Annotated in this window: 24 protein-coding genes and 1 other annotated feature; of the genes, 10 read left to right on the forward strand and 14 right to left on the reverse strand. The window is 55.9% G+C overall.

All coding sequences use genetic code 11. The features are described 5' to 3' along the window. The first annotated feature begins 125 nt into the window (after nt 1-125). From chbC to cedA, 6 genes are all read left to right on the forward strand, one after another. Nucleotides 126-1,484 carry a PTS N,N'-diacetylchitobiose transporter subunit IIC gene (gene chbC / locus EDF82_RS02325; protein ID WP_123754009.1) on the forward strand — a complete coding sequence of 453 codons (1,359 nt, stop codon included), beginning with the start codon at nt 126-128 and terminating at the stop codon, nt 1,482-1,484. A 53-nt stretch (nt 1,485-1,537) separates the two neighbouring features. Next, a complete protein-coding gene (gene chbA, locus EDF82_RS02330; protein WP_123754010.1) occupies nt 1,538-1,885 on the forward strand; it encodes a PTS N,N'-diacetylchitobiose transporter subunit IIA in 348 nt (115 codons plus the stop codon). 27 nt (nt 1,886-1,912) lie between these two features. Continuing rightward, a complete protein-coding gene (gene chbR / locus EDF82_RS02335; protein WP_123754011.1) occupies nt 1,913-2,737 on the forward strand; it encodes a transcriptional regulator ChbR in 825 nt (274 codons plus the stop codon). A gap of 102 nt (nt 2,738-2,839) precedes the next feature. Continuing rightward, the gene (locus EDF82_RS02340; protein WP_123754012.1) at nt 2,840-4,186 is read left to right on the forward strand and encodes a 6-phospho-beta-glucosidase; all 1,347 of its coding nucleotides are present in this window, start codon (nt 2,840-2,842) and stop codon (nt 4,184-4,186) included. Between the two features lie 12 nt (nt 4,187-4,198). Continuing rightward, entirely contained in the window at nt 4,199-4,957 is a 759-nt protein-coding gene (gene chbG, locus EDF82_RS02345; RefSeq protein ID WP_123754013.1) for a chitin disaccharide deacetylase, read from the forward strand. Between the two features lie 151 nt (nt 4,958-5,108). Continuing rightward, complete coding sequence (gene cedA / locus EDF82_RS02350) at nt 5,109-5,363, forward strand: cell division activator CedA (RefSeq protein WP_123754014.1); 255 nt, start codon at nt 5,109-5,111, stop codon at nt 5,361-5,363. Between the two features lie 74 nt (nt 5,364-5,437). On the opposite strand, the gene EDF82_RS02355 is transcribed toward cedA, so the two are convergent. From EDF82_RS02355 to hxpB, 4 genes are all read right to left on the reverse strand, one after another. Beyond that, nucleotides 5,438-6,829, reverse strand: a complete 1,392-nt coding sequence (locus EDF82_RS02355; RefSeq protein ID WP_123754015.1) for an L-cystine transporter — start codon at nt 6,827-6,829, stop codon at nt 5,438-5,440. Nucleotides 6,830-6,962: 133 nt separating this feature from the next. Beyond that, on the reverse strand, nt 6,963-7,553 hold the full coding sequence (locus EDF82_RS02360) for a metal-dependent hydrolase (protein WP_123754016.1): 591 nt from the start codon (nt 7,551-7,553) through the stop codon (nt 6,963-6,965). Between the two features lie 91 nt (nt 7,554-7,644). Next, nucleotides 7,645-8,406 (reverse strand): 2-dehydro-3-deoxy-D-gluconate 5-dehydrogenase KduD, encoded by a 762-nt coding sequence (gene kduD, locus EDF82_RS02365; protein WP_123755453.1) that lies wholly within the window; start codon nt 8,404-8,406, stop codon nt 7,645-7,647. Between the two features lie 152 nt (nt 8,407-8,558). After that, entirely contained in the window at nt 8,559-9,227 is a 669-nt protein-coding gene (hxpB, locus tag EDF82_RS02370) for a hexitol phosphatase HxpB (protein ID WP_123754017.1), read from the reverse strand. 131 nt (nt 9,228-9,358) lie between these two features. On the opposite strand from hxpB, the gene EDF82_RS02375 reads away from it, so the two are divergent. Beyond that, on the forward strand, nt 9,359-9,895 hold the full coding sequence (locus tag EDF82_RS02375; protein WP_123754018.1) for a YniB family protein: 537 nt from the start codon (nt 9,359-9,361) through the stop codon (nt 9,893-9,895). A 36-nt stretch (nt 9,896-9,931) separates the two neighbouring features. On the opposite strand, the gene yciA is transcribed toward EDF82_RS02375, so the two are convergent. The 4 genes from yciA to EDF82_RS02395 form a co-directional block, all read right to left on the reverse strand. Next, nucleotides 9,932-10,330: an acyl-CoA thioester hydrolase YciA gene (yciA, locus tag EDF82_RS02380; protein ID WP_095096945.1), complete on the reverse strand. Its 399-nt coding sequence runs from the start codon at nt 10,328-10,330 to the stop codon at nt 9,932-9,934. Between the two features lie 160 nt (nt 10,331-10,490). Beyond that, nucleotides 10,491-11,150, reverse strand: a complete 660-nt coding sequence (locus EDF82_RS02385; RefSeq protein ID WP_123754019.1) for a hypothetical protein — start codon at nt 11,148-11,150, stop codon at nt 10,491-10,493. A gap of 302 nt (nt 11,151-11,452) precedes the next feature. Then, a complete protein-coding gene (locus EDF82_RS02390; protein WP_123754020.1) occupies nt 11,453-11,989 on the reverse strand; it encodes a septation protein A in 537 nt (178 codons plus the stop codon). 54 nt (nt 11,990-12,043) lie between these two features. Then, entirely contained in the window at nt 12,044-12,787 is a 744-nt protein-coding gene (locus EDF82_RS02395; protein WP_123754021.1) for a YciC family protein, read from the reverse strand. A gap of 351 nt (nt 12,788-13,138) precedes the next feature. Between EDF82_RS02395 and ompW the strand changes: the two genes are divergently transcribed. Next, nucleotides 13,139-13,774: an outer membrane protein OmpW gene (gene ompW, locus EDF82_RS02400; RefSeq protein WP_123754022.1), complete on the forward strand. Its 636-nt coding sequence runs from the start codon at nt 13,139-13,141 to the stop codon at nt 13,772-13,774. Between the two features lie 263 nt (nt 13,775-14,037). On the opposite strand, the gene EDF82_RS02405 is transcribed toward ompW, so the two are convergent. Next, a complete protein-coding gene (locus tag EDF82_RS02405; protein WP_123754023.1) occupies nt 14,038-14,985 on the reverse strand; it encodes a zinc-binding alcohol dehydrogenase family protein in 948 nt (315 codons plus the stop codon). 75 nt (nt 14,986-15,060) lie between these two features. Here EDF82_RS02405 and EDF82_RS02410 point away from each other — a divergent pair, with 75 nt between their 5' ends. Further along, nucleotides 15,061-15,516 carry a MarR family winged helix-turn-helix transcriptional regulator gene (locus EDF82_RS02410; protein WP_123754024.1) on the forward strand — a complete coding sequence of 152 codons (456 nt, stop codon included), beginning with the start codon at nt 15,061-15,063 and terminating at the stop codon, nt 15,514-15,516. 32 nt (nt 15,517-15,548) lie between these two features. Here EDF82_RS02410 and trpA read toward each other — a convergent pair whose 3' ends face one another. Genes trpA through EDF82_RS02435 form a run of 5 tightly spaced genes read right to left on the reverse strand, consistent with a single transcriptional unit; the run spans nt 15,549 to nt 22,085 of the window. Beyond that, nucleotides 15,549-16,358 (reverse strand): tryptophan synthase subunit alpha, encoded by an 810-nt coding sequence (gene trpA, locus EDF82_RS02415; protein ID WP_123754025.1) that lies wholly within the window; start codon nt 16,356-16,358, stop codon nt 15,549-15,551. After that, nucleotides 16,358-17,551: a tryptophan synthase subunit beta gene (gene trpB / locus EDF82_RS02420; protein ID WP_123754026.1), complete on the reverse strand. Its 1,194-nt coding sequence runs from the start codon at nt 17,549-17,551 to the stop codon at nt 16,358-16,360. Before trpB ends, trpA begins: the two co-directional genes overlap by 1 nt. 14 nt (nt 17,552-17,565) lie before the next feature. After that, nucleotides 17,566-18,924 (reverse strand): bifunctional indole-3-glycerol-phosphate synthase TrpC/phosphoribosylanthranilate isomerase TrpF, encoded by a 1,359-nt coding sequence (gene trpCF / locus EDF82_RS02425; RefSeq protein ID WP_123754027.1) that lies wholly within the window; start codon nt 18,922-18,924, stop codon nt 17,566-17,568. Nucleotides 18,925-18,927: 3 nt separating this feature from the next. Further along, entirely contained in the window at nt 18,928-20,523 is a 1,596-nt protein-coding gene (gene trpD / locus EDF82_RS02430; protein WP_123754028.1) for a bifunctional anthranilate synthase glutamate amidotransferase component TrpG/anthranilate phosphoribosyltransferase TrpD, read from the reverse strand. Then, nucleotides 20,523-22,085 carry an anthranilate synthase component 1 gene (locus tag EDF82_RS02435; protein ID WP_123754029.1) on the reverse strand — a complete coding sequence of 521 codons (1,563 nt, stop codon included), beginning with the start codon at nt 22,083-22,085 and terminating at the stop codon, nt 20,523-20,525. The genes trpD and EDF82_RS02435 overlap by 1 nt, the downstream gene beginning before the upstream one ends. Nucleotides 22,086-22,119: 34 nt before the next feature. Beyond that, nucleotides 22,120-22,215, reverse strand: a sequence feature (Trp leader region). A gap of 159 nt (nt 22,216-22,374) precedes the next feature. On the opposite strand from EDF82_RS02435, the gene rnm reads away from it, so the two are divergent. Then, nucleotides 22,375-23,238, forward strand: a complete 864-nt coding sequence (gene rnm / locus EDF82_RS02440) for an RNase AM (RefSeq protein ID WP_123754030.1) — start codon at nt 22,375-22,377, stop codon at nt 23,236-23,238. The last annotated feature ends 14 nt before the right edge of the window (nt 23,239-23,252 follow it).

Below are 23,252 nucleotides of genomic sequence, written 5' to 3' on the forward strand. Positions count from 1 at the left end.
AAATTGTCCTCAACGGTAATATGGAATCAGCGAAAAAGTGAAAGGTGAGAGTTTATTTCCCGTCAAAGAGTAATTTCATACATCATGCCGTAATTATTCGATTACGGCTTTAAAGGGTATTTGATATGAGTAAAGTGATTGACTCGCTTGAAAAGGTACTCCTTCCTTTTGCTGTTAAAATAGGAAAGCAACCGCACATCAATGCGATTAAAAACGGCTTTATTAAATTAATGCCGCTGACCCTTGCGGGGGCCATGTTCGTATTAATCAACAACGTATTTTTGAGTTTTGGTGAAGGTTCTTTCTTCTATTCAATGGGTATTCGCCTGGATGGCTCAACCATTGAAACATTAAACGGCTTTAAAGCCATCGGCGGTAACGTTTATAACGGTACGTTAGGCATTATGTCGCTGATGGCGCCATTCTTTATCGGCATGGCGCTGGCCGAAGAGCGAAAAGTCGATCCGCTGGCGGCAGGTCTGCTGTCGGTCGCAGCATTTATGACCGTGACTCCCTACAGCGTGGGCGAAGCCTATGCGGTCGGTGCCAACTGGCTGGGTGGGGCGAACATTATCTCGGGCATGATTATCGGCCTGCTGGTGGCAGAAATGTTCACCTTTGTTATCCGTCGCAACTGGGTTATCACCCTGCCGGATAGCGTGCCGGCCTCGGTATCGCGTTCATTCTCAGCGTTGATTCCGGGTTTCCTGATCCTGTCCGTATTCGGCATTATCTCGTGGCTGCTGGCGAACCATGGCAGCAACTTCCACCAGATTATCATGGACTCCATCTCCAAACCGCTGGCGTCAATGGGCAGCGTGGTGGGCTGGGCTTACGTTATCTTCAACTCCCTGCTGTGGTTCTTTGGTGTACACGGTTCACTGGCGCTGACCGCGCTGGATAACGGCATCATGACCCCATGGGCGCTGGAAAACATCGCGCTGTACAACCAGTACGGTTCTGTTGAAGCCGCTATCGCCGCGGGTAAAGAGTTCCACTTCTGGGCTAAGCCGATGCTGGATTCCTACATCCTGCTGGGTGGTTCCGGGGCAACGCTCGGTCTGATTATCGCCATCTTCATCGGTTCACGCCGTGCGGATCACCGTCAGGTGGCTAAGCTGGCGCTGCCGTCAGGCATCTTCCAGATTAACGAGCCGATTCTGTTTGGTCTGCCGATCATCATGAACCCGGTGATGTTCATCCCGTTCGTCCTGATTCAGCCGATTCTGGCGGCGATTACGCTTGCTGCCTACTCGATGGGGATTATCCCACCGGTGACCAACCTGGCACCGTGGACCATGCCTACCGGCCTCGGCGCGTTCTTTAACAGTAACGGTAGTATCGCTGCACTCTTCGTAGCGCTGTTCAACCTGGGTGTGTCGGTGCTGGTTTACCTGCCGTTCGTGGCGGTCTCCAACAAGGCGCAGGCGGTGATTGAAGAGCAGGAAAGCGAAGAAGATATCGCTAACGCACTGAAATTCTGATGTCGAGCGGTACGGGAGCACTCCCGTACCGCCTGAGAAACGAGGGAATAATTATGTTTGATCTGGACCATATCGACGCAGTTGCTGCACCTGAGAACGACCTCGAAGAGGTGGTGATGGGGCTGATTATCAACTCCGGACAGGCCCGCAGCCTGGCCTATGCGGCACTGAAGCAGGCAAAGCAGGGCGACTTCGCCGCCGCTAAAAACATGATGGAGCAGTCGCGCCTGGCGCTGAGTGAAGCACATCGTGTACAGACCCAACTGATTGAAAGCGATGAAGGTGAAGGCAAAATGAAGGTCAGCCTGGTGCTGGTTCATGCGCAAGATCATTTGATGACCTCAATGCTGGCACGTGAGCTGGTTGCCGAATTGATTGAGCTGCACGAGAAGGTACAATAGGCCATCTACACGATGAGGCAGCCAAAGATGATAACCACCGAGATCAGTACCGCCAGAGAACAGCAGCTTTTCAACGGCAAAGATTTTCATGTGGTTATCTACAACAAGACGGAAAGCGTAAGCGGTCTTCACCAGCATGATTATTACGAGTACACCATCGTTTTAACCGGGCGTTATTACCAGGAAATCAACGGTAAACGGGTGCTGCTGGAGCGCGGGGATTTTGTCTTTATCCCAATGGGGTCGCATCATCAGAGCTTTTATGCTTTTGGCGCGACACGCATTCTTAACGTGGGTATCAGCAAGCGTTTCTTTGAGAAACACTATTTACCGCTGCTGCCGTTTGGACTGGTCGCTTCACAGGTCTACGCTGTCAAAAGCACCTTTCTTAGCTATATCGAGTCGGTGATTGCTTCGCTGAATTTTCGCGATACCGAATTTGACGAATTTATTGAACTGGTGTCGTTTTATACCATTAACCGTTTACGGCATTACCGCGAGGAGCCGGTGCAGGATGTCATTCCGCAATGGCTGAAAAATACCGTCGAGGATATGCACGATAAACTGAAGTTTGGCGAAGGGGCGCTTGAGAATATGGTCGAGCGTTCCGGGAGAACTCAGGAATATTTGACCCGGGCGACCCAGCGCTATTATGGTAAAACGCCGATGCAGATTATTAATGATATTCGCATCAACTTCGCGAAAAAACAGCTGGAAATCACCAACTATTCGGTCACTGATATTGCCTATGAGTCGGGATACAGTAGCCCAAGTCTGTTTATTAAAACATTCAAACGGCTGACCTCGTTTACCCCGAGCAATTATCGTAAAAAGCTGACCAGCATTAATTAATCCGGGGCGGAATGTTCCGCCTCAGACACTATTCAAGTTACTGTCCGTGTAGATGCGGAGGGTAGGCTACGTGTAATTTGCGATGCCATAAGGGAGAGTAAAATGAGCCAGAAATTAAAAGTTGTCACGATCGGCGGCGGAAGCAGCTATACCCCAGAATTACTGGAAGGGTTCCTGAAACGTTATCACGAACTGCCGATAACGGAACTGTGGCTGGTGGACGTGGCGGAAGGCCAGGAAAAACTCGATATTATTCATGCACTGTGCGAGCGCATGGTGGAAAAAGCCGGCGTGCCGATCAAGGTCTACAAAACGCTGGATCGCCGTGCCGCCCTCGAAGGCGCCCACTTCGTTACCACCCAGCTGCGCGTCGGCCAGCTTAAGGCCCGTGAAAAAGACGAGCGCATTCCGCTCAGCCACGGCTATCTGGGTCAGGAAACCAACGGCGCAGGCGGGTTGTTTAAAGGCCTGCGTACCATTCCGGTGATTTTTGATATCGTCAAAGACGTGCAGGAAATCTGCCCGGACGCCTGGATCATCAACTTCACCAACCCGGCCGGGATGGTCACCGAAGCGGTCTATCGTCACACCGGCTTCAAACGTTTCATCGGCGTCTGCAACATTCCGATCGGCATGAAAATGTTCATCACCGACGTTCTGCAGCTGAGCCCGAGCGATGAGCTGTCTATCGATCTGTTTGGTCTGAACCACCTGGTGTTCGTGCGCGATGTGCTGGTTAACGGCGTGTCTCGTTTCGACGAGCTGCTGGATGGTGTCGCAGCCGGCACCCTGAGCGCCAACTCGGTGAAAAACATCTTCGATCTGCCGTTCAGCGAGGGGCTGATTCGCTCTCTGCGCCTGATTCCGTGCTCCTATCTGCTGTACTACTTCAAGCCAAAAGAGATGCTGGCTATCGAAATGGGCGAGTATTACAAAGGCGGCGCCCGTGCCCAGGTGGTACAGAAGGTCGAGAAACAGCTGTTCGAGCTGTATAAAAATCCGGATCTCAACGTCAAGCCGAAAGAGCTGGAGCTGCGCGGCGGGGCCTATTACTCCGATGCGGCCTGCGAAGTCATCAACGCCATCTACAATGACAAGCAGACCGAGCACTACGTCAACATTCCGCACCATGGCCATATCGATAACATCCCGGCCGACTGGGCGGTGGAAATGACCTGTACGCTGGGCCGTGACGGAGCCACCCCGACGCCACGTATTACGCATTTCGATGAGAAAGTGCTGGGGCTGATTTATACAATCAAAGGGTTTGAAGTGGCGGCCAGCCAGGCGGCGATCAGCGGGGAGCTTAACGATGTGCTGCTGGCGCTGAATTTAAGCCCGCTGATTCATTCGGACCGCGATGCCGAACTGCTGGCGCGTGAAATGATCCTGGCGCACGAAAAGTGGCTACCAAACTTTGCGGCGACCATTGAAAAACTGAAACACTAACGGGAGCGGCCGATGGAACGCGTGTTAATCGTTAATGCCGACGATTTTGGCCTGAGTAAAGGCCAGAACTACGGGATTATTGAAGCCTGCAAAAATGGACTTGTCACGTCGACAACGGCGCTGGTCAATGGGGCGGCTATTGGTCACGCCGCCCAGCTGAGCCGCAGCGTCCCGGAACTGGGCATCGGGATGCATTTTGTCCTGACGCTGGGTGAGCCGTTATCGGCCATGCCGGGGCTGACCCGCGAGGGACGGTTAGGCAAGTGGATCTGGCAGATGGCGGAAGAAGACAGCCTGCCGCTGGACGAAATCGCGCATGAGCTGGAGTGCCAGTATCGCCGGTTTGTCGAGCTGTTTGGCTGCGAACCGACGCACATCGACAGCCATCATCATGTGCATATGATCGCCGGGATTTACCCGATTGTGGCCGCGTTTGCCCGCGAAAAAGGAGTGGCGCTGCGGATTGACCGCCAGCTCGCCCAGCGGGACGGCCTGGCGCAGGACGCGGCGCGTAGCAGCGACGGCTTTGCCAGCGAGTTCTATGGTGAGGCCATTTCTGAAGCGCTGTTTTTGCAAACCCTCGATGACTCCATCCAACGTGATGAAGCATCGCTGGAAGTGATGTGTCACCCGGCATTTGTCGATAACACCATCATGGGGAGCGCCTATTGCTACCCGCGCCTGGCGGAGCTGGAGGTGCTGACGTCGGCATCGCTGAAGTATGCGATTGCCGAACGCGGTTATCGTTTAGGCACCTATCGCGACGTGTAATCTGAAGCGCACAGGGGAGGTTTGTCCTCCCCTGATTTCATCTCAACCCACTCTCTGATATTCCGCCAGCCGCACTGAACGTACAACGTTAGGGGCGACGAAAGGGGCTGCAATCGGCTATCATAGCTGATTATGTCTCCCGCTTTGTTTAGTGAATCTATCGGTTATGAAAACACTTCGCCAACAAAATCGCCCTGTCATTAGCTACGTGCCTCGAGTGGAGCCAGCCCCGCCGGAACACGCCGTCAAAATGGACGGTTTTCGCGATGTGTGGCTGCTGCGGGGTAAATATGTCGCGTTCGTGCTGATGGGCGAGAACTTCCGGCGTTCACCGCCGTTTACTCTGCCAGAGGCGGCACAGCGCTGGGCTATGCAGACCCGCCAGGAAGGCGACATCGCTTCCTGATAGCCCGGTGAACCATAAAAAAAACCGCAGAGGTTACCCTCTGCGGTTTTTTTATGCCTGCCCGGAAAGGGCGGTTAGCGATGCGCCAGTTCGGCGTCTTCTTCGCTGTCGAGAATCGTTTTGTCGGTCTGGCGCAGCCACTGGCTGGTCAGGGTGCCGGCGGTCATCGAGCCGCTGACGTTGAGAGCGGTACGGCCCATATCGATCAGCGGTTCAACGGAGATCAGCAGGGCGACCAGCGTCACCGGCAGACCCATCGCTGGCAGCACGATCAGCGCCGCGAAGGTCGCGCCGCCACCGACGCCAGCAACGCCGGCGGAGCTGACGGTCACCATGCCGACCAGGGTGGCGATCCACAGCGGGTCAAGCGGGTTGATGCCAACGGTTGGTGCAACCATGACTGCCAGCATCGCCGGGTACAGGCCCGCACAGCCGTTCTGGCCGATAGTCGCCCCGAAGGAGGCAGAGAAGCTGGCGATAGATTCCGGTACACCCAGACGACGGGTTTGCGCTTCGACGTTCAGCGGAATAGACGCGGCGCTGGAACGGCTGGTAAAGGCAAAGGTCAGAACCGGCCACACCTTACGGAAGTATTTCAGCGGGCTCACGCCGTTGATCGCCAGCAGCAGACCGTGCACCACAAACATGATGCCGAGGCCAAGGTAAGAGGCCACCACAAAGCTGCCCAGCTTAACGATGTCCTGCAGATTGGAACCGGCCACGACTTTGGTCATCAGCGCCAGTACGCCGTACGGCGTTAACTGCATCACCAGACGTACCAGCTTCATTACCCAGCCCTGCAGGGTGTCGATGGCGGTCAGCACGCGTTGGCCTTTGGCTACGTCGTCTTTCAGCAGCTTCAGCGCCGCGACGCCGAGGAACGCGGAGAAGATAACGATGCTGATGATCGAGGTCGGGTTGGCGCCGGTCAGGTCAGCAAACGGGTTCTTCGGAATGAAAGAGAGGATCAGCTGCGGGACGCTGAGGTCGGCAACTTTGCCAACGTAATTGCTCTGAATGGCGTTGAGGCGGGCGGTTTCCGCTGTACCCTGCACCAGACCTTCGGCGGTCAGACCAAACAGGTTGGTCACCAGCACGCCGACCAGCGCGGCGATCAGGGTGGTGAACAGCAGCGTACCGATGCTCAGGAAGCTGATTTTGCCCAATTGAGAAGCGTTATGCAGACGCGCAACTGCACTCAGAATCGAGGCAAATACCAGCGGCATCACGATCATTTGCAGCAGCTGGACGTAGCCATTGCCGACGATGTTGAACCACTGAATGGAGTCTTTCAGCACCTGGCTGTCAGAACCGTAGATCAGCTGCAGCGCCAGGCCGAATACCACGCCGACCACGAGGCCGACCAGGACTTTTTTGGCGAGGCTCCACTGTTTATGCCGCGTTTGCCCCAGCGCAAACAGTAAAACCGCGAACACGATAACGTTCGCTATTAATGGAAAATTCATCCCCGTTCTCCTGATTTGTTTTTTTATCTGGCTGGTCTGTTACCAGCGCTATGGGCGCAAGGTTAGCAGAAGCGGAATTCATTACTTATATTCAAATGGAATTGATTATAACTAATCTGCGTTTTCCGCCTGTTTATCGTCCGCCCTGATGACTAATAAAGCGATTAAAGGTGATCTGCAGTGAATTAATCATCCCCGATGACCAGCGCACGGCGCTGTTTTCGGCGAAGGTTTGCGGCATCCAGACGGCATAAACAAACAGCGCCATACAGAGCGCGCGCTCCAGCTGGTTGCCTTTACGTGGCGCGAGGATCGGCAGGCGAAAGCGCCAGCGGCAGGGCCACAGCAGCGGAACCCCCGCCGGCGTCAGCATATCGGCAAGAATATGGCTCAGATAACCCAGCACCAGCCCCTGTACCGCGTCGGCGGGCACAATCCAGCTTTCCGGTACTTTCAGATAAAACAGCGTTATGGCGCCGAAGACCGCCAGCAGGCTATGGGTAAACCCCCGATGGCCAAAGGCCCGGGCAACCGGTTTGGCTATCCAGCTTAATCGCTGCCCGAGAAACGACTTAGGATGATCGATATCCGGCAGCAGGCAGGTCAGCACCGCGGAGGGGACAATATGCCACCAGTCACCCTGTGCCAGCACGGGAGTTAACTCTGCGTTTTTCGCAAATACCGCACAGGCGATAGAAAAGAGGAGATGGCCTTCCGCCGTCATGATAAAAACCCTAAACTGTCAATTCATACAGTATAGGGTTTTTATACAGTACACGGAAGAGGTGACGGTGTAACTCTATGTCACAAAAATATCACCGTGCCAGCCAGCCGCCATCCACCGCAAGGGTATAACCATTCACATAATCCGCCGCGCCGGAGGCCAGGAATACCACCGGGCCTTGCAGGTCATCGGCAACGCCCCAGCGACCGGCAGGAATACGGTCAAGGATCTCTTTGCTGCGCTCGGCGTCATCCCGCAATTGTTGGGTGTTATTGGTGGCCATGTAGCCTGGCGCAATGGCATTGACGTTAATCTGGTGCCCGGCCCATTCGTTGGCCATCAGGCGGGTCAGGCCCAGCACACCGCTCTTGGATGCGGTATACGAGGGGACGCGGATGCCGCCCTGGAAAGAGAGCATCGAGGCGATGTTAATGATCTTGCCGCCGCACCCTTGCTGAATAAACTGCCTGGCAACCGCCTGCGATAAAAAGAACACCGACTTGAGGTTGAGGTTCAGCACATCGTCCCAGTCCTGCTCCGTAAACGTCAGGGCGTCCGCACGGCGAATGGTGCCGGCGTTATTGACCAGAATATCGATATGGCCCATGGCGGAGACCGCTTTGGCGACGATCTCGCTAATATCATCCTGACGGCTGAGGTCGGCCTGAATGGCGGTGAACCGGCGGCCCAGCGCCTCGACTTTGGCGGCCGTTTCGTGGGGGATCTTCCGATTGACGCCGACGATATCACACCCGGCCTGCGCAAGGCCCAGCGTCATCCCTTGACCCAGTCCCTTGTCACATCCCGTCACGATCGCGACCTTACCCGTCAGGTCGAAGGCGTTAAGTACCATATTCACCTCTGTATGCCGATTGATATATACGTTAAACATCACCGTTATGTTCAAGCATAGAGGCTGAGGCAGGAAAAAACAATTAAAAATGAAACGCTGTTTTATTTTGTGATGGGCGGATTATCACCCGCTCATCACAACGGGAAGGAAAATCAGAGGCCGAGTTCAGCGGCGGTCAGCGAGGACAGGGTTGCGAGGCGGACGTCAGCCAGCACAAAACGTGGGTCGTTGCGGTTTTCCTCGGCAGGCACCACGATCGAGCGCATCCGGGCCGCTTTGCTGGCGATCATTCCGTTGACGGAGTCTTCCAGCGCGACGCAGGCCATGGGGTCGACGCCGAGGCTGGCGGCGCAGTTAAGGTACACCTGTGGATGGGGCTTGCTGTAGGGCAGCGATTCGGCAGAGGAAAGGGCATCGAACTGGTCGCGTAGATCAAACATGGCGAGCACTTTTTCCAGCATACGTAGCGGCGAGGCAGAGGCGAGGCCAATCTTCAGCCCCTGGGCTTTGCACAGGGCAACGGCTTCACGGGCGCCCGGCAGTAACGGCTGGGAGGCTTCAACCAGTTGAATCGCACGGTTGATAATTAGCGCGGTGACCTCGGCGCGGTCCGGGCCTTGCCACGGTTGTTGGGCAAACCACAGGTCCACCACTAAATCGATGCGCAGTCCCAGCATGTCCGGCAGCTCATCGCGGCGGCTGATATCGACACCAAGGCTTGCAATAACCTCCAGTTCCGCCTGATCCCATAGCGGCTCGGAGTCAATCAGTAATCCATCCATATCAAAAATAGCGGCATGAATGTGTCGCTTTGCTGACATAAGTCCCTCTCCAGTAGCGTAAGTAGTATGAATATCTCCTCATGGTATATCATACCGCGCATTATTGGGCGAAATTCGCCACTGAAGGTAGACTTAGCAAGTGGTTAAGGCGTCTTAATTAAGGGGAATCGATGACGTATCAACAAGCTGGACGCATTGCAGTGCTTAAACGCATTTTAGGGTGGGTGATTTTTATTCCCGCGGTGATTTCGACGCTGATTTCGGTACTGAAGTTTATGTACGAGCACAGCGAAAAGAAGCCGGGCATTGATGCGGTGCTGATGGACTTTGCGCACGTCATGATTGAAATGATGCGTTTCAATACGCCATTTCTTAACTTTTTCTGGTACAACTCGCCGCTGCCGGATTTTCGACACAGCCTGAATATCGGCTTCTGGATTATCTATATCCTGGTGTTTGTCGGCATGGCGTTACAGGCCTCGGGCGCGCGGATGAGTCGTCAGGCGAAGTTCCTGCGTGAAGGGGTGGAAGATCAGCTGCTGCTGGAACAGGCCAAAGGGCCAGAAGGGCGCACCCGTGAGCAAATTGCGGGGAGTATCGTGGTGCCGCGTCATACTATCCTGGTGCAATACTTTCCGCTGTATATCCTGCCGGTGATCGTGATTGTTCTCGGCTATATCTTCTTCTCTCTACTCGGCTTCCTGTAACAAAAACGGCCCGGTAAACCGGGCCATTTTTTGGTGTTACTCGCCAGGAATGGCGCGCGGTTTACCTTGATTGTCGACCGCGACGTAGATAAACAGTGCTTCCGTCGCTTTATAGCGCTGACCAATCGGTTCTGAAGAGACCTTCTTCACCCACACTTCGATGTTGATGGTGATAGAGGTGTTGCCACGCTTCACGCAGCGCGCATAACAGCACACCACGTCACCCACGGCGACCGGTCGTAAAAAGGTCATGCCGTCTACGCGCACGGTCACCACGCGACCATGGGCGATCTCCTTGGCCATAATGGCGCCGCCGATATCCATTTGCGACATCAACCACCCACCAAAAATATCGCCATTGGCGTTCGTGTCCGCCGGCATCGCCAGGGTGCGTAAAACCATTTCGCCCTTCGGCGCGAGATCTGTTGTTGTCATTCTGTACTCTGTGCTGGTCAATGAAGATCAGCGCGATGCTACTATGAAAATGGCGGGGAGAAAACAGGGGAATGACCTGGTGCGGCGTGGGATGTCGCAGTGAGAATCACTGCTCCCTCCTGGGGAGGTGGACGGCAGGAGGGAGGAGAACTGGATGTTGTCATGCAAGAGCGTCAGAATATTTCATTAATTTGATTATCTTGTCCTTCATTATCCACTTCTGTTCAACGATTTTATCGTTAATCTGTGCCAGCCTTTTCTGGTCGGTTTTGACGATATTTGGTGTCAATTCATTGATTCCAGAAGCTAAATTTTTGTTGGTTTCGCATCGATACCCACATTCATACAGCAAATCATTCAGCGCTTTTTCAGAGGCATTGAGATTTTCATAAGTTCGTATGTAGGAAGAAACCTCTGCGGCACTGTTAAGCACAAAAAATTTGGATGGCACCGATGGGGATTTATCAATATCAATCGTGATTGAGTCATCAGGAACAAACGTGGTGGCAAATGGTTTGTCCGACACCGGCGATCTGGCCGTGACATCGAACAGCTCACCATCAGGTGACATCAAAACAGCATGATGAGTGGCCACCAGAAAACAGCCTGGCCAACGATTTACTTCCCAACCTAATAACATCTTACCGCCTACTTTTTTTATCGCGGCTGCGACGTTCCAGTAGGCGTTCCCGTTCGGGCCTGGAGTATCAATAACCGGCACCAATACCGGTTTTTGTGAAGGGCTAAGCAAGGACGAGAATTCCAGAAGCTGCGGATCATTTACAGGTACATGTTTATAGATAGCGCCGGACCTTACCATATGTTCTCCTTGCCATGTCGTGTCACATCATGTGTTTAGTGTATATCAGTAACGGGACAACACCAGGCGATGTGACTCATTACCACTCGATGATAAACAAGGTCTGTTGCATTGGTAGAAACCGCAGGTGGGGGCACAATAGCAAAGCGGGCTGATAATGATTTAAGCCCTTGATGTAATATTATTTGTCTTCTGTCGCCCTAAAAAAAACACGCTTCGTGGTATGCGGCCACAAAGCGTGCTGTTTTGTTTATTCCCCACCAGGCTTGAACTGCTTGACGTGAGGTTTTATTTTACGTCACTCACTTATCGTCCTGCGGCATGTGGCGGTAGATATACACGCCGCTCAGCAGGGTGAAGACCAGCGTCAGCGCCGTCAGGCCGAAGACCTTGAAGTTGACCCAGATATTCTGCGGTAACCAGAAGGCGATGTAGATATTGGCCAGCCCGCAAAGAATAAAGAACAGCGCCCAGGCAAGGTTCAGGCGCGACCAGACCTGTTGCGGCAGAGTCAGCTCTTTACCCAGCATGCGCTGGATCAGCGGCTTTTTCATCACCCACTGGCTGAACAGCAGCGCACCGGCGAACAGCACATAGATGACCGTGACCTTCCATTTAATAAACTCATCGTTATGGAAGAAAATCGTCAGACCACCAAAAACGGCCACCAGTACGAAGGTGATCAGCGCCATTTTTTCAACTTTGCGATAGCGTACCCAGGTGTAGATCAACACGATAGCGGTAGCGACAATCAGCGCGGTGGTCGCGGCGTAGATATCATAGAGCTTGTAGAATGCGAAGAAGACTACCAGCGGTAAAAAATCCAGAAACTGCTTCATACATTGGATCCGTTGTTCAGAGATGGCCGGAGTGATTACCGGCCAGGGTTAAATTTAGTGGCGAATAAGCATATACAAGCGGAACAGATAGATCAGCAGCAGGGCGGAAATCAGGTTGCTGATCGTATTGATGACCACTGCGCCGACGTTTGGCGTCAGTACCGCGAAGCTCGATGCAAACAGCAGCAGCAGGGTTTTCGCCAGCAGCCAGCCGAGGATCACCGGTGCCACCAGACGTAAATTGGCCCACGCCAGACGGATACTGCTACGCATGGCGTTGAAGATCCCCAGCTTATCCTGCACCAGCATGATAGGGGCAAAGGACAGCACGATCGCCAGCAGTACGCCCGGCACCAGAACCAGCATCATCCCCATCTGCACCACAAAGGTGGTGAACAGGATCAGCAGCAGCAGCTTTGGCATGACCGGCGCAGAAGCACCAATCGCGCGCAGGGCACTGACCCGCTGGCCTGCGGAAACCAGCTGAATCAACAGCAGCATGCCGCCGGCGAGAATCGCATTCCCGACCAGACCGGAAAAGGTTGAGGCCGCCGAGGCACGCAGCAGGATCTGCTGTTGCTCAGGGGTCATGTTCTGTACCAGTTCAAACAGCCCGGCGCTACCCGCCAGATTGTCGCCTTCGCTAAGTATTGAGAGCTGCTCTTCACTGGGTGAAAAAGCATGGCCAAGGACTACCGTAATTAATGCGCACAACAACGCAATCAGCAAAATGGTGACGAACTGATTACGAAAGAAATTTCCCGTGTCACGGTAGACGGACTTCGCCGTGATAGACATGCACTCTCCTTGAGTATTGCTGGTGTTAGCTAGCCGGCGATTGTACCGCAAATCCCTTCGGCGTAGCACGCTCTGCTCACATCAGGCTAAGTATATCTTTGTAAAGACGGATGAAGACAACAATCACTCGCGGACACCGTTTTTCACGGCTGTTCGGGGAGTAAGTCGCCAGTATTAGTGCATCCGGGTTAAAACTGATGTAATCGATCATGATTCAATTACAGTCATTTACAGAAAATTAATCTGGATCAATAAATGTTACATCTCATGACTTAGTGTGATCTATGTTGGATCAAACGTAACTCATTATGGGTATATTCACCGCGCAATAACCATAATGAGGAAGTGGATATGAAAAAATTAGCAGTGGCTGGCATTATTTTAAGCACCCTTTCTGGCAGCGTCTGGGCGCATGAAGCCGGGGAGTTCTTTATCCGTGCAGGTACGGCGACCGTCCGCCCGACGGAAGGCTCGGATAACGTGTTGGGAAGTCTGGGCGGCTTCAACGTCAACAATAATACGCAGTTGGGGTTAACCTTCACCTACATGGCGACGGACAACATTGGCGTTGAGCTGCTGGCCGCTACGCCGTTCCGCCATAAAGTCGGCACCGGTCCGACGGGCAACATTGCCACCGTAAACCTGCTCCCGCCAACCTTAATGGCTCAGTGGTACTTCGGCGACGCCCAGAGCAAAGTCCGTCCCTATATCGGTGCCGGTATCAACTACACCACCTTCTTTAATGAAGACTTTAACGATACCGGCAAAGACGCCGGGCTGTCGGATCTGAGCCTGAAGGATTCGTGGGGGGCGGCAGGCCAGGTGGGGCTGGACTATCTGATCAACCGCGACTGGCTGCTGAACATGTCGGTGTGGTACATGGATATCGACACCGATGTGAAATTTAAAGCCGGTGGCGTCGACCAGAAAGTCAGTACCCGTCTGGATCCGTGGGTGTTTATGTTCTCCGCGGGTTACCGGTTCTAAACGCGTCTGCGCTGTCTGAGTGAAGCTGGTTGCAGTATGACCAGCTTTGCTGTTCCTGAACTACGGGGCTCGCCCGGCTTAGGCAGCAGGTGGCATGAGGCCCCAAAAAAAAAGCCCGCACAAGTGCGGGCGAAAAATACTGGAAGCAATGTGAGCAATGTCGTACCGAATACCTGAGTGTTTTGCTCAACTATTCGGTAATGAGAAAGATAATAGTTCTCATCTAAGATATCAACCCCAACTTTTGTGCGGAAGCGATTTTTTTAATCGATCATAAAAACGGTGCGTTTCTGACTGTTATCTTGCGGCCAGGCGCTGGCCACGTCGGCTAGCGGCAGCGGGGTAGTGGCGATGGTAAAACCTCCTGCGACGGCGGCCTGTAACATTTCACCGGTGGCGGCAAGCAGCTGCGGCATCGACAGGCTGCCAATACCGCTGCCCATCAGCTGCAACGGCGCAGATCGCAGCACGGCAGCGTTGAGTGCTATACCGCTACCGGCAAGGGAACCGACCTGAACATAGCGCACCGGCGCGTGGCCCGGGCTGTGTTTTGCCAGCGCGGGCAACATGATTTCGGCGCTGTGTCCCCATAAATAATCCACCACCACGTCAATCTGCTGCGCCGCCTGCTCGCTAAACCGGGCGCGCAGCGTCGGCTCATCCTCCGTCAGGTTGATGCAGACATCGGCGTCGAGTACAGCCAGCGCCTGCGCATTGCGACCGGTGGCGATGACCTTTTTAGCCCCCAGAAAACGGGCAATTTGTACCGCCAGCTGCCCGGCGCTGCCGGTGGCGCCGTTAATCAATACCGTCTCTCCGGCGACCACCCCGGCACGCTTCACCAGCGCGGCCCAGGCCGACATGCCGGGATTCGCCATGGCGGCGGCGGTAACATCATCCAGCGCATCCGGCAACGGCAGGCAATGCCTGAGCGCGACCGGAGCCCATTGCGCCATGCTCCCCCACGGGGCTGTCGGGAAGGCGAAGTAGACGCGCTGCCCGTCGGCAAGGGTTCCGGCGCCATCGATACCGACGACAAACGGCAGCTGGCCGTCATAGCTGTAGTGCTTGCCGCTGGCACGGCTCTTCACCACGTGGCTGATGGCGGCAGCGTTCACCTTGACCAACGCATGCTGCGAATCGGCCTGAGGATCGTTAAAATCGGCCCATACGGGCCCTTGTTGCAGGTCAAAAACAACGGCGGCTTTCATAATGTTATCTCCTGAAGATGATTATGTGTAAAATGCACATATCTGATAACGGCACTATACCCGGTTAAAAAATATATGCAAGATGCACATAATGATTACGACATCACCGATTTCCACGGCGCGCTGCTCGACATCATCAACGTGATGAATCAACCGGTGCGCGATGAGCAGCTGCTGCAGGCGGCGGATGTGCAGCTCGATCATGTGCTGTTTCCGCTGCTGGTGGCGATAAGCCGCTACGGGCCGGTGGGGGTAGTGGAACTGGCGGATGGTCTGGGGCGCGATTACACCACCGTCAGCCGCCAGCTGAAAAAACTGGAAGCGCAGGGGCTGGCGATAAAGCAGCCGAATGCCAACGACCGACGGATCAGTGAAGTGACGCTGAGCGAGCCAGGCATGGCGTTGATTGACCGAATTGCGGTAGCCAGAACGCGGCTGATGAATCAGGTGCTGGCGGGGTGGGATGAAGCGGATGTGCGGGCGTTATTTCGTCTGACGCGGCAATATGCCAATAGCCTGCAGCAAAAATAACCGCCTGGCGTGGTGCCAGGCGGCGGCGGCCGTTATGCTGCTTTGGTGGCAGCTTTCAGGCTCTGGACGAAGGTTTTCAGCTCGGCCAGCATGGTCTGCGGATCGTTCAGGTTGCGCTCGATGATTTTGACGATTGCCGAGCCGGAAATGGCCCCGGCGGCGCCAGCGTCAAGCGCGGCAGTGACCTGATCCGGCGCGGAGATACCAAAGCCCTGCAGCGGCGGCGCGGCGTTGTATTCGGCCAGTTTTGCCACCAGATGGTGCAGCGGCAGCGCGGCGCGGTTTTCCGCCCCGGTAACCCCGGCGCGTGACAGCAGGTAGGTATAGCCGCGTCCCCAGGAGGCGATCTGGCGCAGCAGTTCGTCATCGGCGTTCGGCGGGCAGATGAAGATCGGCGCGATGTTATGGCGCAGCGCGGCCTGACGGAACGGTGCGGACTCTTCAATCGGAACGTCGGCGACCAGCACCGAATCAACACCCACGCGCTGGCATTCGGCGTAGAATTCGTCGATCCCCGGGCTGAATACCAGATTCGCGTACATCAGCAGGCCAATCGGGATCGTCGGGTGCTTTTGGCGGATCGCTGCCAGCATCTCAAAACATTGCGCCGGGTTCACACCGGCAGCAAAGGCGCGCAGGGTGGCACCCTGAATGGTTGGGCCGTCCGCCAGCGGGTCGGAGAAGGGGATCCCCAGCTCCAGCGCATCGGCGCCGGCTTCAATCAGCGTATCAATGATTTTTAACGACAGTTCCGGGTTCGGGTCGCCGAGGGTGACGAAAGGAACAAACGCGCCTTCCTGGCGACTTTTCAGTTGTGCAAACAGCGTCTCATAACGTTCCATCAGATTTCCCCTCGCGCTTTCAGAATGTCGTGTACGGTGAAGATGTCTTTATCGCCGCGACCGGACAGGTTAACCACTAGCAGCTGCTCTTTTTCCGGGTTCTCACGCATCATTTTCAAGGCGTGGGCCAGCGCATGGGAGGACTCAAGGGCCGGAATAATCCCTTCATGACGGGAGAGGGCTTTAAAGGCGTCCAGCGCTTCGTTGTCGGTAATCGAGACGTAATCGGCGCGCCCGGTACTGTTGAGGAAGGCGTGCTGCGGGCCAACCGACGGGAAATCGAGACCGGCCGAAATGGAGTAGGACTCTTCAATCTGACCGTCAGCGGTCTGCATCATCGGCGACTTCATGCCGAAGTAGATGCCAACGCGGCCGTGTTTCAGCGGCGCGCCGTGTTCCCCGGTTTCAATCCCGTGGCCTGCCGGCTCGACGCCGATCAGTCCGACGTTGGTTTCGTCGATAAAGTCAGCAAACATGCCGATGGCGTTGGAACCGCCGCCGACGCAGGCAATAACCGCATCCGGCAGACGTCCTTCTTTATCCAGAATCTGCGCTTTGGTCTCTTCGCCAATCATCCGCTGGAACTCACGCACGATGGTCGGGAACGGGTGCGGACCCGCGGCGGTGCCGAGCATGTAGTGCGCGGTTTCGTAGCTGCCAGACCAGTCGCGCAGCGCTTCGTTACAAGCATCTTTCAGGGTGGCGGAACCGCTGTGTACCGGAATCACCTCAGCGCCCATTAAACGCATACGGAAGACGTTCGGCGACTGACGCTCAACGTCTTTTGCTCCCATATAGATGCGGCATTTCAGGCCGAGCAGGGCGCTGGCGAGCGCCGAGGCCACACCGTGCTGACCGGCGCCGGTTTCAGCGATAATTTCGGTTTTACCCATGCGCTTAGCCAGCAGCGCCTGACCCAGAACCTGGTTAGTTTTGTGCGCGCCGCCGTGCAGCAGGTCTTCACGCTTGAGGTACAGCGTGGTGCGGGTCCCTTCGGTCAGGTTACGGCATTTGGTCAGCGCCGTCGGGCGACCGGCGTAGTTTTTCAGCAGATCGCTAAATTCGGCCTGAAACGCAGGATCTTTCTGCGCGCTGACGAATGCTTCTTCCAGCTGGCGCAGGGCAGGCATCAGGATCTGCGGGACGTACATACCGCCGAATTCACCAAAATAGGGGTTCAGTAAAGTACTCATTATTGCATTGCTCCTTAATATGCGCGCAGCGTCTGGAAAACCGAGGCCAGCTTGCTGGCATCTTTAATCCCCGGCTGCGACTCAACGCCTGAATTAAAATCGAGTCCGGCACAACCGCTTTTGGCGGCGTCTACACAGTTATCGGCACCCAGACCGCCCGCCAGTATGACGTTACGCAGGTCCTGGCCTTGCAGCAGTGTCCAGTCGAAACGCTGACCGCTGCCGCCCTGGCCATTATCGAAAAGATACTTGTCGACGTGGTTGAGATCGCGCGGCGGCAGCGTGTCGCTGACGCTCAGGGCTTTCCAGATATCAACGTCATCCGCCAGCGCCGCGCGCAGGGCGTCGATGTAGGCCTGATCTTCGTTGCCATGCAGTTGAATGGCCGCCAGCTGCAGATGCTCTGCCCGTGCCGCGACTTCGGCGACGGGCGCATCGCGGAACACGCCAACGTAACGCAGCGGCGCCGCCTGGGTAATCTCTTTTGCCTGCGTCTCGTTCACCACGCGCGGTGAGGTAGGGACGAAAATCAGACCGCCATAAATCGCGCCGGATTCACAGGCAATCTGCGCATCCTGTGGGCGGGTCAGGCCGCAGACTTTGTTTTCCCCGAGCAGCACGCGCTTCACGGCGCCATCGAGGTCGGCATGTTCCATCAGCGCGGAGCCGATCAGGAAGCCGTTGGCAAAATGGCTGAGCTCGCGCACTTCGGCGTAGGTATGAATGCCGGATTCGCTGATCACCGTGACATCATGGCCCAGACGTGGCGCCAGCTGACGGGTGCGGTTCAGGTCGATCGACATATCGCGCAGGTCGCGGTTGTTAATCCCGACCACTTTGGCTTCCAGCGCAATCGCGCGCTCCAGCTCTTCTTCGTTGCTGACTTCGGTCAGCACGCCCATATTCAGGCTGTGGGCGACGGCGGCCAGCTGACGATACTGCTCGTCATCCAGCACCGACAGCATCAGCAGGCAAGCATCGGCCTGGTAATAACGCGCTAGGTATATCTGGTAAGGATCGATGGTGAAATCCTTGCACAGTATCGGCTGCGGCGCGATGGCGCTGACGATCGGCAGAAAGTCGAAGCTGCCCTGGAAATATTTCTCATCACACAGTACGGAGATGGCTGAGGCGTAGTTTTTATAGACGCCGGCGATAGCGGCCGGGTCAAAATTCTGGCGAATCAGTCCTTTGGACGGAGACGCTTTTTTGCATTCCAGAATAAACGCGGTGCGGGTTCCGGCAAGCGCATCGTAAAAGTGGCGCTGTGTCGGGACGACCTCATTCAGAAAACTGGCTAACGGTTGCTGTTGTTTGCGGGCTTCTACCCAAATCGCTTTGTCGGCAACGATTTTTGCTAAAACGGTCTGCATTATTTACCCTCTTGCCGCTAATGCGGTCACTCTGTCATAGGCCGCTCCGCTGCGCAGCACGTTGATCACCTGCTCAGCGTTGGCTTTCAGGTCTTCATGCCCGTGTAAACGCATTAGCATCGCGACGTTGGCGGCGACAGCGGCTTCATGAGCGGCTTCACCTTTACCTTGTAGCAAGCGCGTAAGAATGTCACGGTTTTCTTCCGGCGTGCCGCCAGCCAGCTGCTCCTGATGGTAAGGGGTCAGACCGAAGTCCGTTGCCGTCAACTGATAGCTTTTGATTTCACCGTTGTGCAGCTCGGCAACCACCGTCGGCGCATGCAGCGACACTTCATCCATTCCGCCGCTATGCACCACCGCCGCACGTTGATAACCCAGCACTCGCAGAGTTTCGGCAATTGGCAACACCAGTTCCGGGCTGTAGACGCCAATCAGCGCCAGCGGCGGATGCGCCGGGTTGATCAACGGCCCGAGCACGTTAAACAGCGTGCGGGTTTTCAGCTGCTGACGGACCGGCATCGCGTGGCGGAAACCGGTGTGATACTTCGGTGCGAACAGGAAGCAGACCCCCAGTTCATCCAGCGCGGCGCGGGATTTATCGGCATTCATGTCCAGGTTGATACCGAAGGCGGCCAGCAGGTCGGAAGACCCCGATTTGCTGGAGACGCTACGGTTACCGTGTTTCGCCACCTTCAGGCCACAGGCCGCGGCAACAAAGGCGCTGGCGGTGGAAATATTGATGCTGTTGCTGCCGTCGCCGCCAGTGCCGACGATATCGGCAAACAGGTAATCCGGGCGTGGGAACGGCGCGGCATTTTCCAGCAGCGCGGTGGCGGCACCGGCAATTTCCTGTGGCTGCTCGCCACGCACCTTCATGCTGACCAGCGCGGCAGCCAGCTGCTCGGGCTTGACCTCACCCCGCACAACCGCAGAGAACAGCTGATGACTCTCCTGCTGGCTCAGGGTTTCGGCCTGATACAGTTTTTCGAGAATCGGCTGGATGGTGTTGGTTTGCTCCAGTTTCTGCAGCGCCCACGCCAGCGTTTGTTCCAGCAGACGCGCGCCCTGGGTGGTGAGAATAGATTCCGGATGGAACTGGAAGCCGCAGACGCGATCCGCATCATGACGTACTGCCATGACCATGCCGTTAAAGTTGGCGTTGATGGTCAGCCCGGCCGGAATATTGCTGCCGACCAGTGAATGATAGCGGGCAACCGGCAGCGGATTAGTCAGTCCGGCAAACATCGCCTGACCATCATGTTCAATGCTGGAGGCTTTACCGTGCAGGATCTCGCCGGCCTGGCCGACATAACCGCCGTAGGCTTCGACAATCGCCTGATGACCGAGGCAGATGCCGATGATCGGCAGCTTGCCGCGCATCCGGGTCAGCAGCTCAGGCATGCAGCCCGCTTCGCTGGGGGTGCCAGGGCCTGGGGAAAGCATCAGTACCGGGTTGTCCATGGTGCCGATACGCTCAATCAAGGTCTGTGCCGGGACGGAGTTACGGTAAATCACCACGTTATGACCGTTAGCGCGTAGCTGGTCTGCCAGGTTATAGGTAAAAGAATCGATATTATCGAGCAGCAGAATGTCGGCCATCAGAAAGTCTCCTTAGCGTGGTGGGCCTGGGCGATTGCGCGCAGCACCGCGCGAGCTTTATTGCGGGTTTCATCCGCTTCGGACTGAGGCACGGAATCCAGAACGATACCGGCACCGGCCTGAACGGTGGCAATGCCATCCTGGACATAGGCAGAACGAATGACGATGCAGGTATCGAGGTCGCCGTGGGCGGTAAAGTAGCCGACGGCACCGCCGTAGCTGCCGCGACGCTTGCCTTCGGCAGCGGCGATAAGCTGCATGGCGCGCACTTTTGGCGCTCCGCTGAGGGTGCCCATATTCATACAGGCGCGGTAGGCGTGCAGGACGTCAAGGTCGCTGCGCAGCTCACCGACCACGCGGGAAACCAGGTGCATGACGAAAGAGTAGCGGTCAACTTTGGTGAGGTCGGCGACGTAGCGGCTGCCCGGCGTACAAATGCGTGCCAGATCGTTACGCGCCAGGTCGACCAGCATCAGGTGCTCGGACATCTCTTTATGGTCAGTACGCATTTCCAGTTCGATACGGCTGTCGAGATCGCGATCCAGCGACCCGTCGGCGCGGCGGCCGCGAGGGCGGGTTCCGGCAATCGGGTAGATCTCGATCTGGCGGCTCAGCGCGTCATATTTCAGCGAGCTTTCCGGCGAGGCGCCGAACAGCGAGAAGTCGTTATCCTGCATAAAGAACATGTACGGGCTAGGGTTGCTCTTCTTCAGCACATCGTAGGCTGCCAGTGCCGATGGGCAGGGCAGTGAGAAGCGGCGCGATGGCACCACCTGGAAAATCTCACCGGCCCGGATGGCGCGCTGCATTTTGCGCACTACGGCGCCGTACTCTTCGTCGGTCTGATCGCAGTCGCAGGTCATCGCTTCGACTTTAGTGACCGGCAGCGGCGCCGGCGGTTCGTTGAGCTGCTGGCGCAGTTGAGCAATGCGCTGGGTCAGGCGCTGTTTTTCGCTCTCCAGCGGGGTGAACAGGCTCGACTGAATGCGGGTGTTTTTGGTCTGGTGATCGATAACCAGCAGGGTTTCCGCCAGGTAGAAGCAGTAATCCGGGCAGGCGGTATCGCTCTCCAGCGGCGGCAGGTTTTCAAACCCGGCGACCAGGTCATAGGCAAACAGGCCGCCGAAGAACATCGCTTCACGCTCATCTTGCGGGACGGTTACCAGCTCCTGCAACAGGCGGAAGGCGTCGAAGACCGATAAAGAGCACAGGCGCGCGTCTTCATCCAGCAGGGCGCTGATCGGTGGAAACGTCAGGATTCTGCTGTTTGGCTGGCGCTGATTGTCGATGCCTGCCGGCAGCACGTTATCCAGTAACTCCAGCAGGGCCGCGCCGTTGGCGGAGAGCGCCTGAATAGTGACGGTGTCACTTAATGCGGTAATGCGCAGCGCGCTGTCAACCAGCAGCAGGCTCTTTAAATCATCTTTACTGTCAATGTCTGCAGATTCCAGCAGCAGCGTGGCGGGACGCGCGCCGCACAGCTGGTGGAACAACGCCGTCGGGTTTTCGCGGTAGATGGCGTCGCTGGTGAGAAGCTCGAGTGCCGGTTTTGTTGTTTGCATTATTATTCTCGCCTTTCGGTATAATATTTTGTCCAATAAAAAGCCCGCTCATTGGCGGGCCGGGTATCTGTATGCTGAGTGCAAAACGCGATTACGCCGCCCGATATCAGGAGGTGCGCCACCAGCCGTGCAGAGTGATAGATTGCGTTTTCATCGTGATACCCCTTCATGTGAACTTGCGTACTAGTTAACTAGTCCAGAGGAATAAAGTCAACCCTTGTTTGCAGATTTTCTCCGCGAGTCGGTATGATAATGCGCTAATTTAAGTCTATGTCCAGCAGGAGTCTCTTTGAGCGACAGTCAATACGCAGTGATTTACGATCTGCACAGCCATACCACCGCCTCTGACGGGCGGTTGACTCCAGAAGAACTGGTTCATCGCGCGCACCAGATGCGGGTCGGGACGCTGGCAATCACCGACCATGATACCGTGGCGGCGATCCCCGCGGCCCAGGCCGAAATTACCCGTTCCGGCCTGCCGCTGACGCTGGTGACCGGCGTTGAGATTTCCACTCTGTGGGAAAACCATGAAATTCACATCGTGGGTCTCAATATTGATATTGCCCATCCGGCGATGATCAACCTGTTAGAGGAACAGAAAGCCCGCCGCATGTTGCGGGCGCAGTTAATTGCCGAACGGCTGGACAAAGCGCGGATCCCCGGCGCCTGGGAAGGGGCGCTGGCGCTCGCCGACGGCGGGGCGGTTACCCGCGGACACTTCGCGCGCTTCCTGGTCGAAGCCGGTCACGCCAGCAATATGGCCGACGTTTTCAAAAAATATCTCGCGCGTGGGAAAACCGGTTACGTTCCCCCGCAGTGGTGTACAATAAAACAAGCGATTGATGTCATTCATCATTCTGGCGGCAAAGCGGTTATCGCCCATCCCGGGCGTTACGACCTCTCCGCCAAGTGGCTGAAACGGCTGTTGGCCCACTTCAGTGAGCAGGGTGGCGATGCGATGGAGCTGGCGCAATGTCAGCAGGCGCCCCATGAACGTACGCAGCTTGCCGCGTACGCTGCACAGTTTGGTCTGCTCGGTTCGCAAGGTTCTGATTTTCATCAGCCTTGCCCGTGGATTGAGCTGGGCCGCAAGCTCTGGCTACCCGCAGGCGTAGAAGGGATCTGGCACAGCTGGGAAACGGCCGCAGAATAAAATTGAGAGGGAAA

It is taken from the genome of Klebsiella sp. BIGb0399, from assembly GCF_003752615.1.
GTDB classification, from domain to species: Bacteria; Pseudomonadota; Gammaproteobacteria; order Enterobacterales; family Enterobacteriaceae; genus Klebsiella; species Klebsiella lignicola.

Coding starts and splice junctions, on each gene's coding strand:
- chbC (WP_123754009.1), top strand. CDS start 126: ATGAGTAAAGTGATTGACTCGCTTGAAAAGGTACTCCTTCCTTTTGCT.
- chbA (WP_123754010.1), top strand. CDS start 1,538: ATGTTTGATCTGGACCATATCGACGCAGTTGCTGCACCTGAGAACGAC.
- chbR (WP_123754011.1), top strand. CDS start 1,913: ATGATAACCACCGAGATCAGTACCGCCAGAGAACAGCAGCTTTTCAAC.
- EDF82_RS02340 (WP_123754012.1), top strand. CDS start 2,840: ATGAGCCAGAAATTAAAAGTTGTCACGATCGGCGGCGGAAGCAGCTAT.
- chbG (WP_123754013.1), top strand. CDS start 4,199: ATGGAACGCGTGTTAATCGTTAATGCCGACGATTTTGGCCTGAGTAAA.
- EDF82_RS02355 (WP_123754015.1), bottom strand. CDS start 6,829: ATGAATTTTCCATTAATAGCGAACGTTATCGTGTTCGCGGTTTTACTG.
- EDF82_RS02360 (WP_123754016.1), bottom strand. CDS start 7,553: ATGACGGCGGAAGGCCATCTCCTCTTTTCTATCGCCTGTGCGGTATTT.
- kduD (WP_123755453.1), bottom strand. CDS start 8,406: ATGGTACTTAACGCCTTCGACCTGACGGGTAAGGTCGCGATCGTGACG.
- hxpB (WP_123754017.1), bottom strand. CDS start 9,227: ATGTCAGCAAAGCGACACATTCATGCCGCTATTTTTGATATGGATGGA.
- EDF82_RS02375 (WP_123754018.1), top strand. CDS start 9,359: ATGACGTATCAACAAGCTGGACGCATTGCAGTGCTTAAACGCATTTTA.
- yciA (WP_095096945.1), bottom strand. CDS start 10,330: ATGACAACAACAGATCTCGCGCCGAAGGGCGAAATGGTTTTACGCACC.
- EDF82_RS02385 (WP_123754019.1), bottom strand. CDS start 11,150: ATGGTAAGGTCCGGCGCTATCTATAAACATGTACCTGTAAATGATCCG.
- EDF82_RS02390 (WP_123754020.1), bottom strand. CDS start 11,989: ATGAAGCAGTTTCTGGATTTTTTACCGCTGGTAGTCTTCTTCGCATTC.
- EDF82_RS02395 (WP_123754021.1), bottom strand. CDS start 12,787: ATGTCTATCACGGCGAAGTCCGTCTACCGTGACACGGGAAATTTCTTT.
- ompW (WP_123754022.1), top strand. CDS start 13,139: ATGAAAAAATTAGCAGTGGCTGGCATTATTTTAAGCACCCTTTCTGGC.
- EDF82_RS02405 (WP_123754023.1), bottom strand. CDS start 14,985: ATGAAAGCCGCCGTTGTTTTTGACCTGCAACAAGGGCCCGTATGGGCC.
- EDF82_RS02410 (WP_123754024.1), top strand. CDS start 15,061: ATGCAAGATGCACATAATGATTACGACATCACCGATTTCCACGGCGCG.
- trpA (WP_123754025.1), bottom strand. CDS start 16,358: ATGGAACGTTATGAGACGCTGTTTGCACAACTGAAAAGTCGCCAGGAA.
- trpB (WP_123754026.1), bottom strand. CDS start 17,551: ATGAGTACTTTACTGAACCCCTATTTTGGTGAATTCGGCGGTATGTAC.
- trpCF (WP_123754027.1), bottom strand. CDS start 18,924: ATGCAGACCGTTTTAGCAAAAATCGTTGCCGACAAAGCGATTTGGGTA.
- trpD (WP_123754028.1), bottom strand. CDS start 20,523: ATGGCCGACATTCTGCTGCTCGATAATATCGATTCTTTTACCTATAAC.
- EDF82_RS02435 (WP_123754029.1), bottom strand. CDS start 22,085: ATGCAAACAACAAAACCGGCACTCGAGCTTCTCACCAGCGACGCCATC.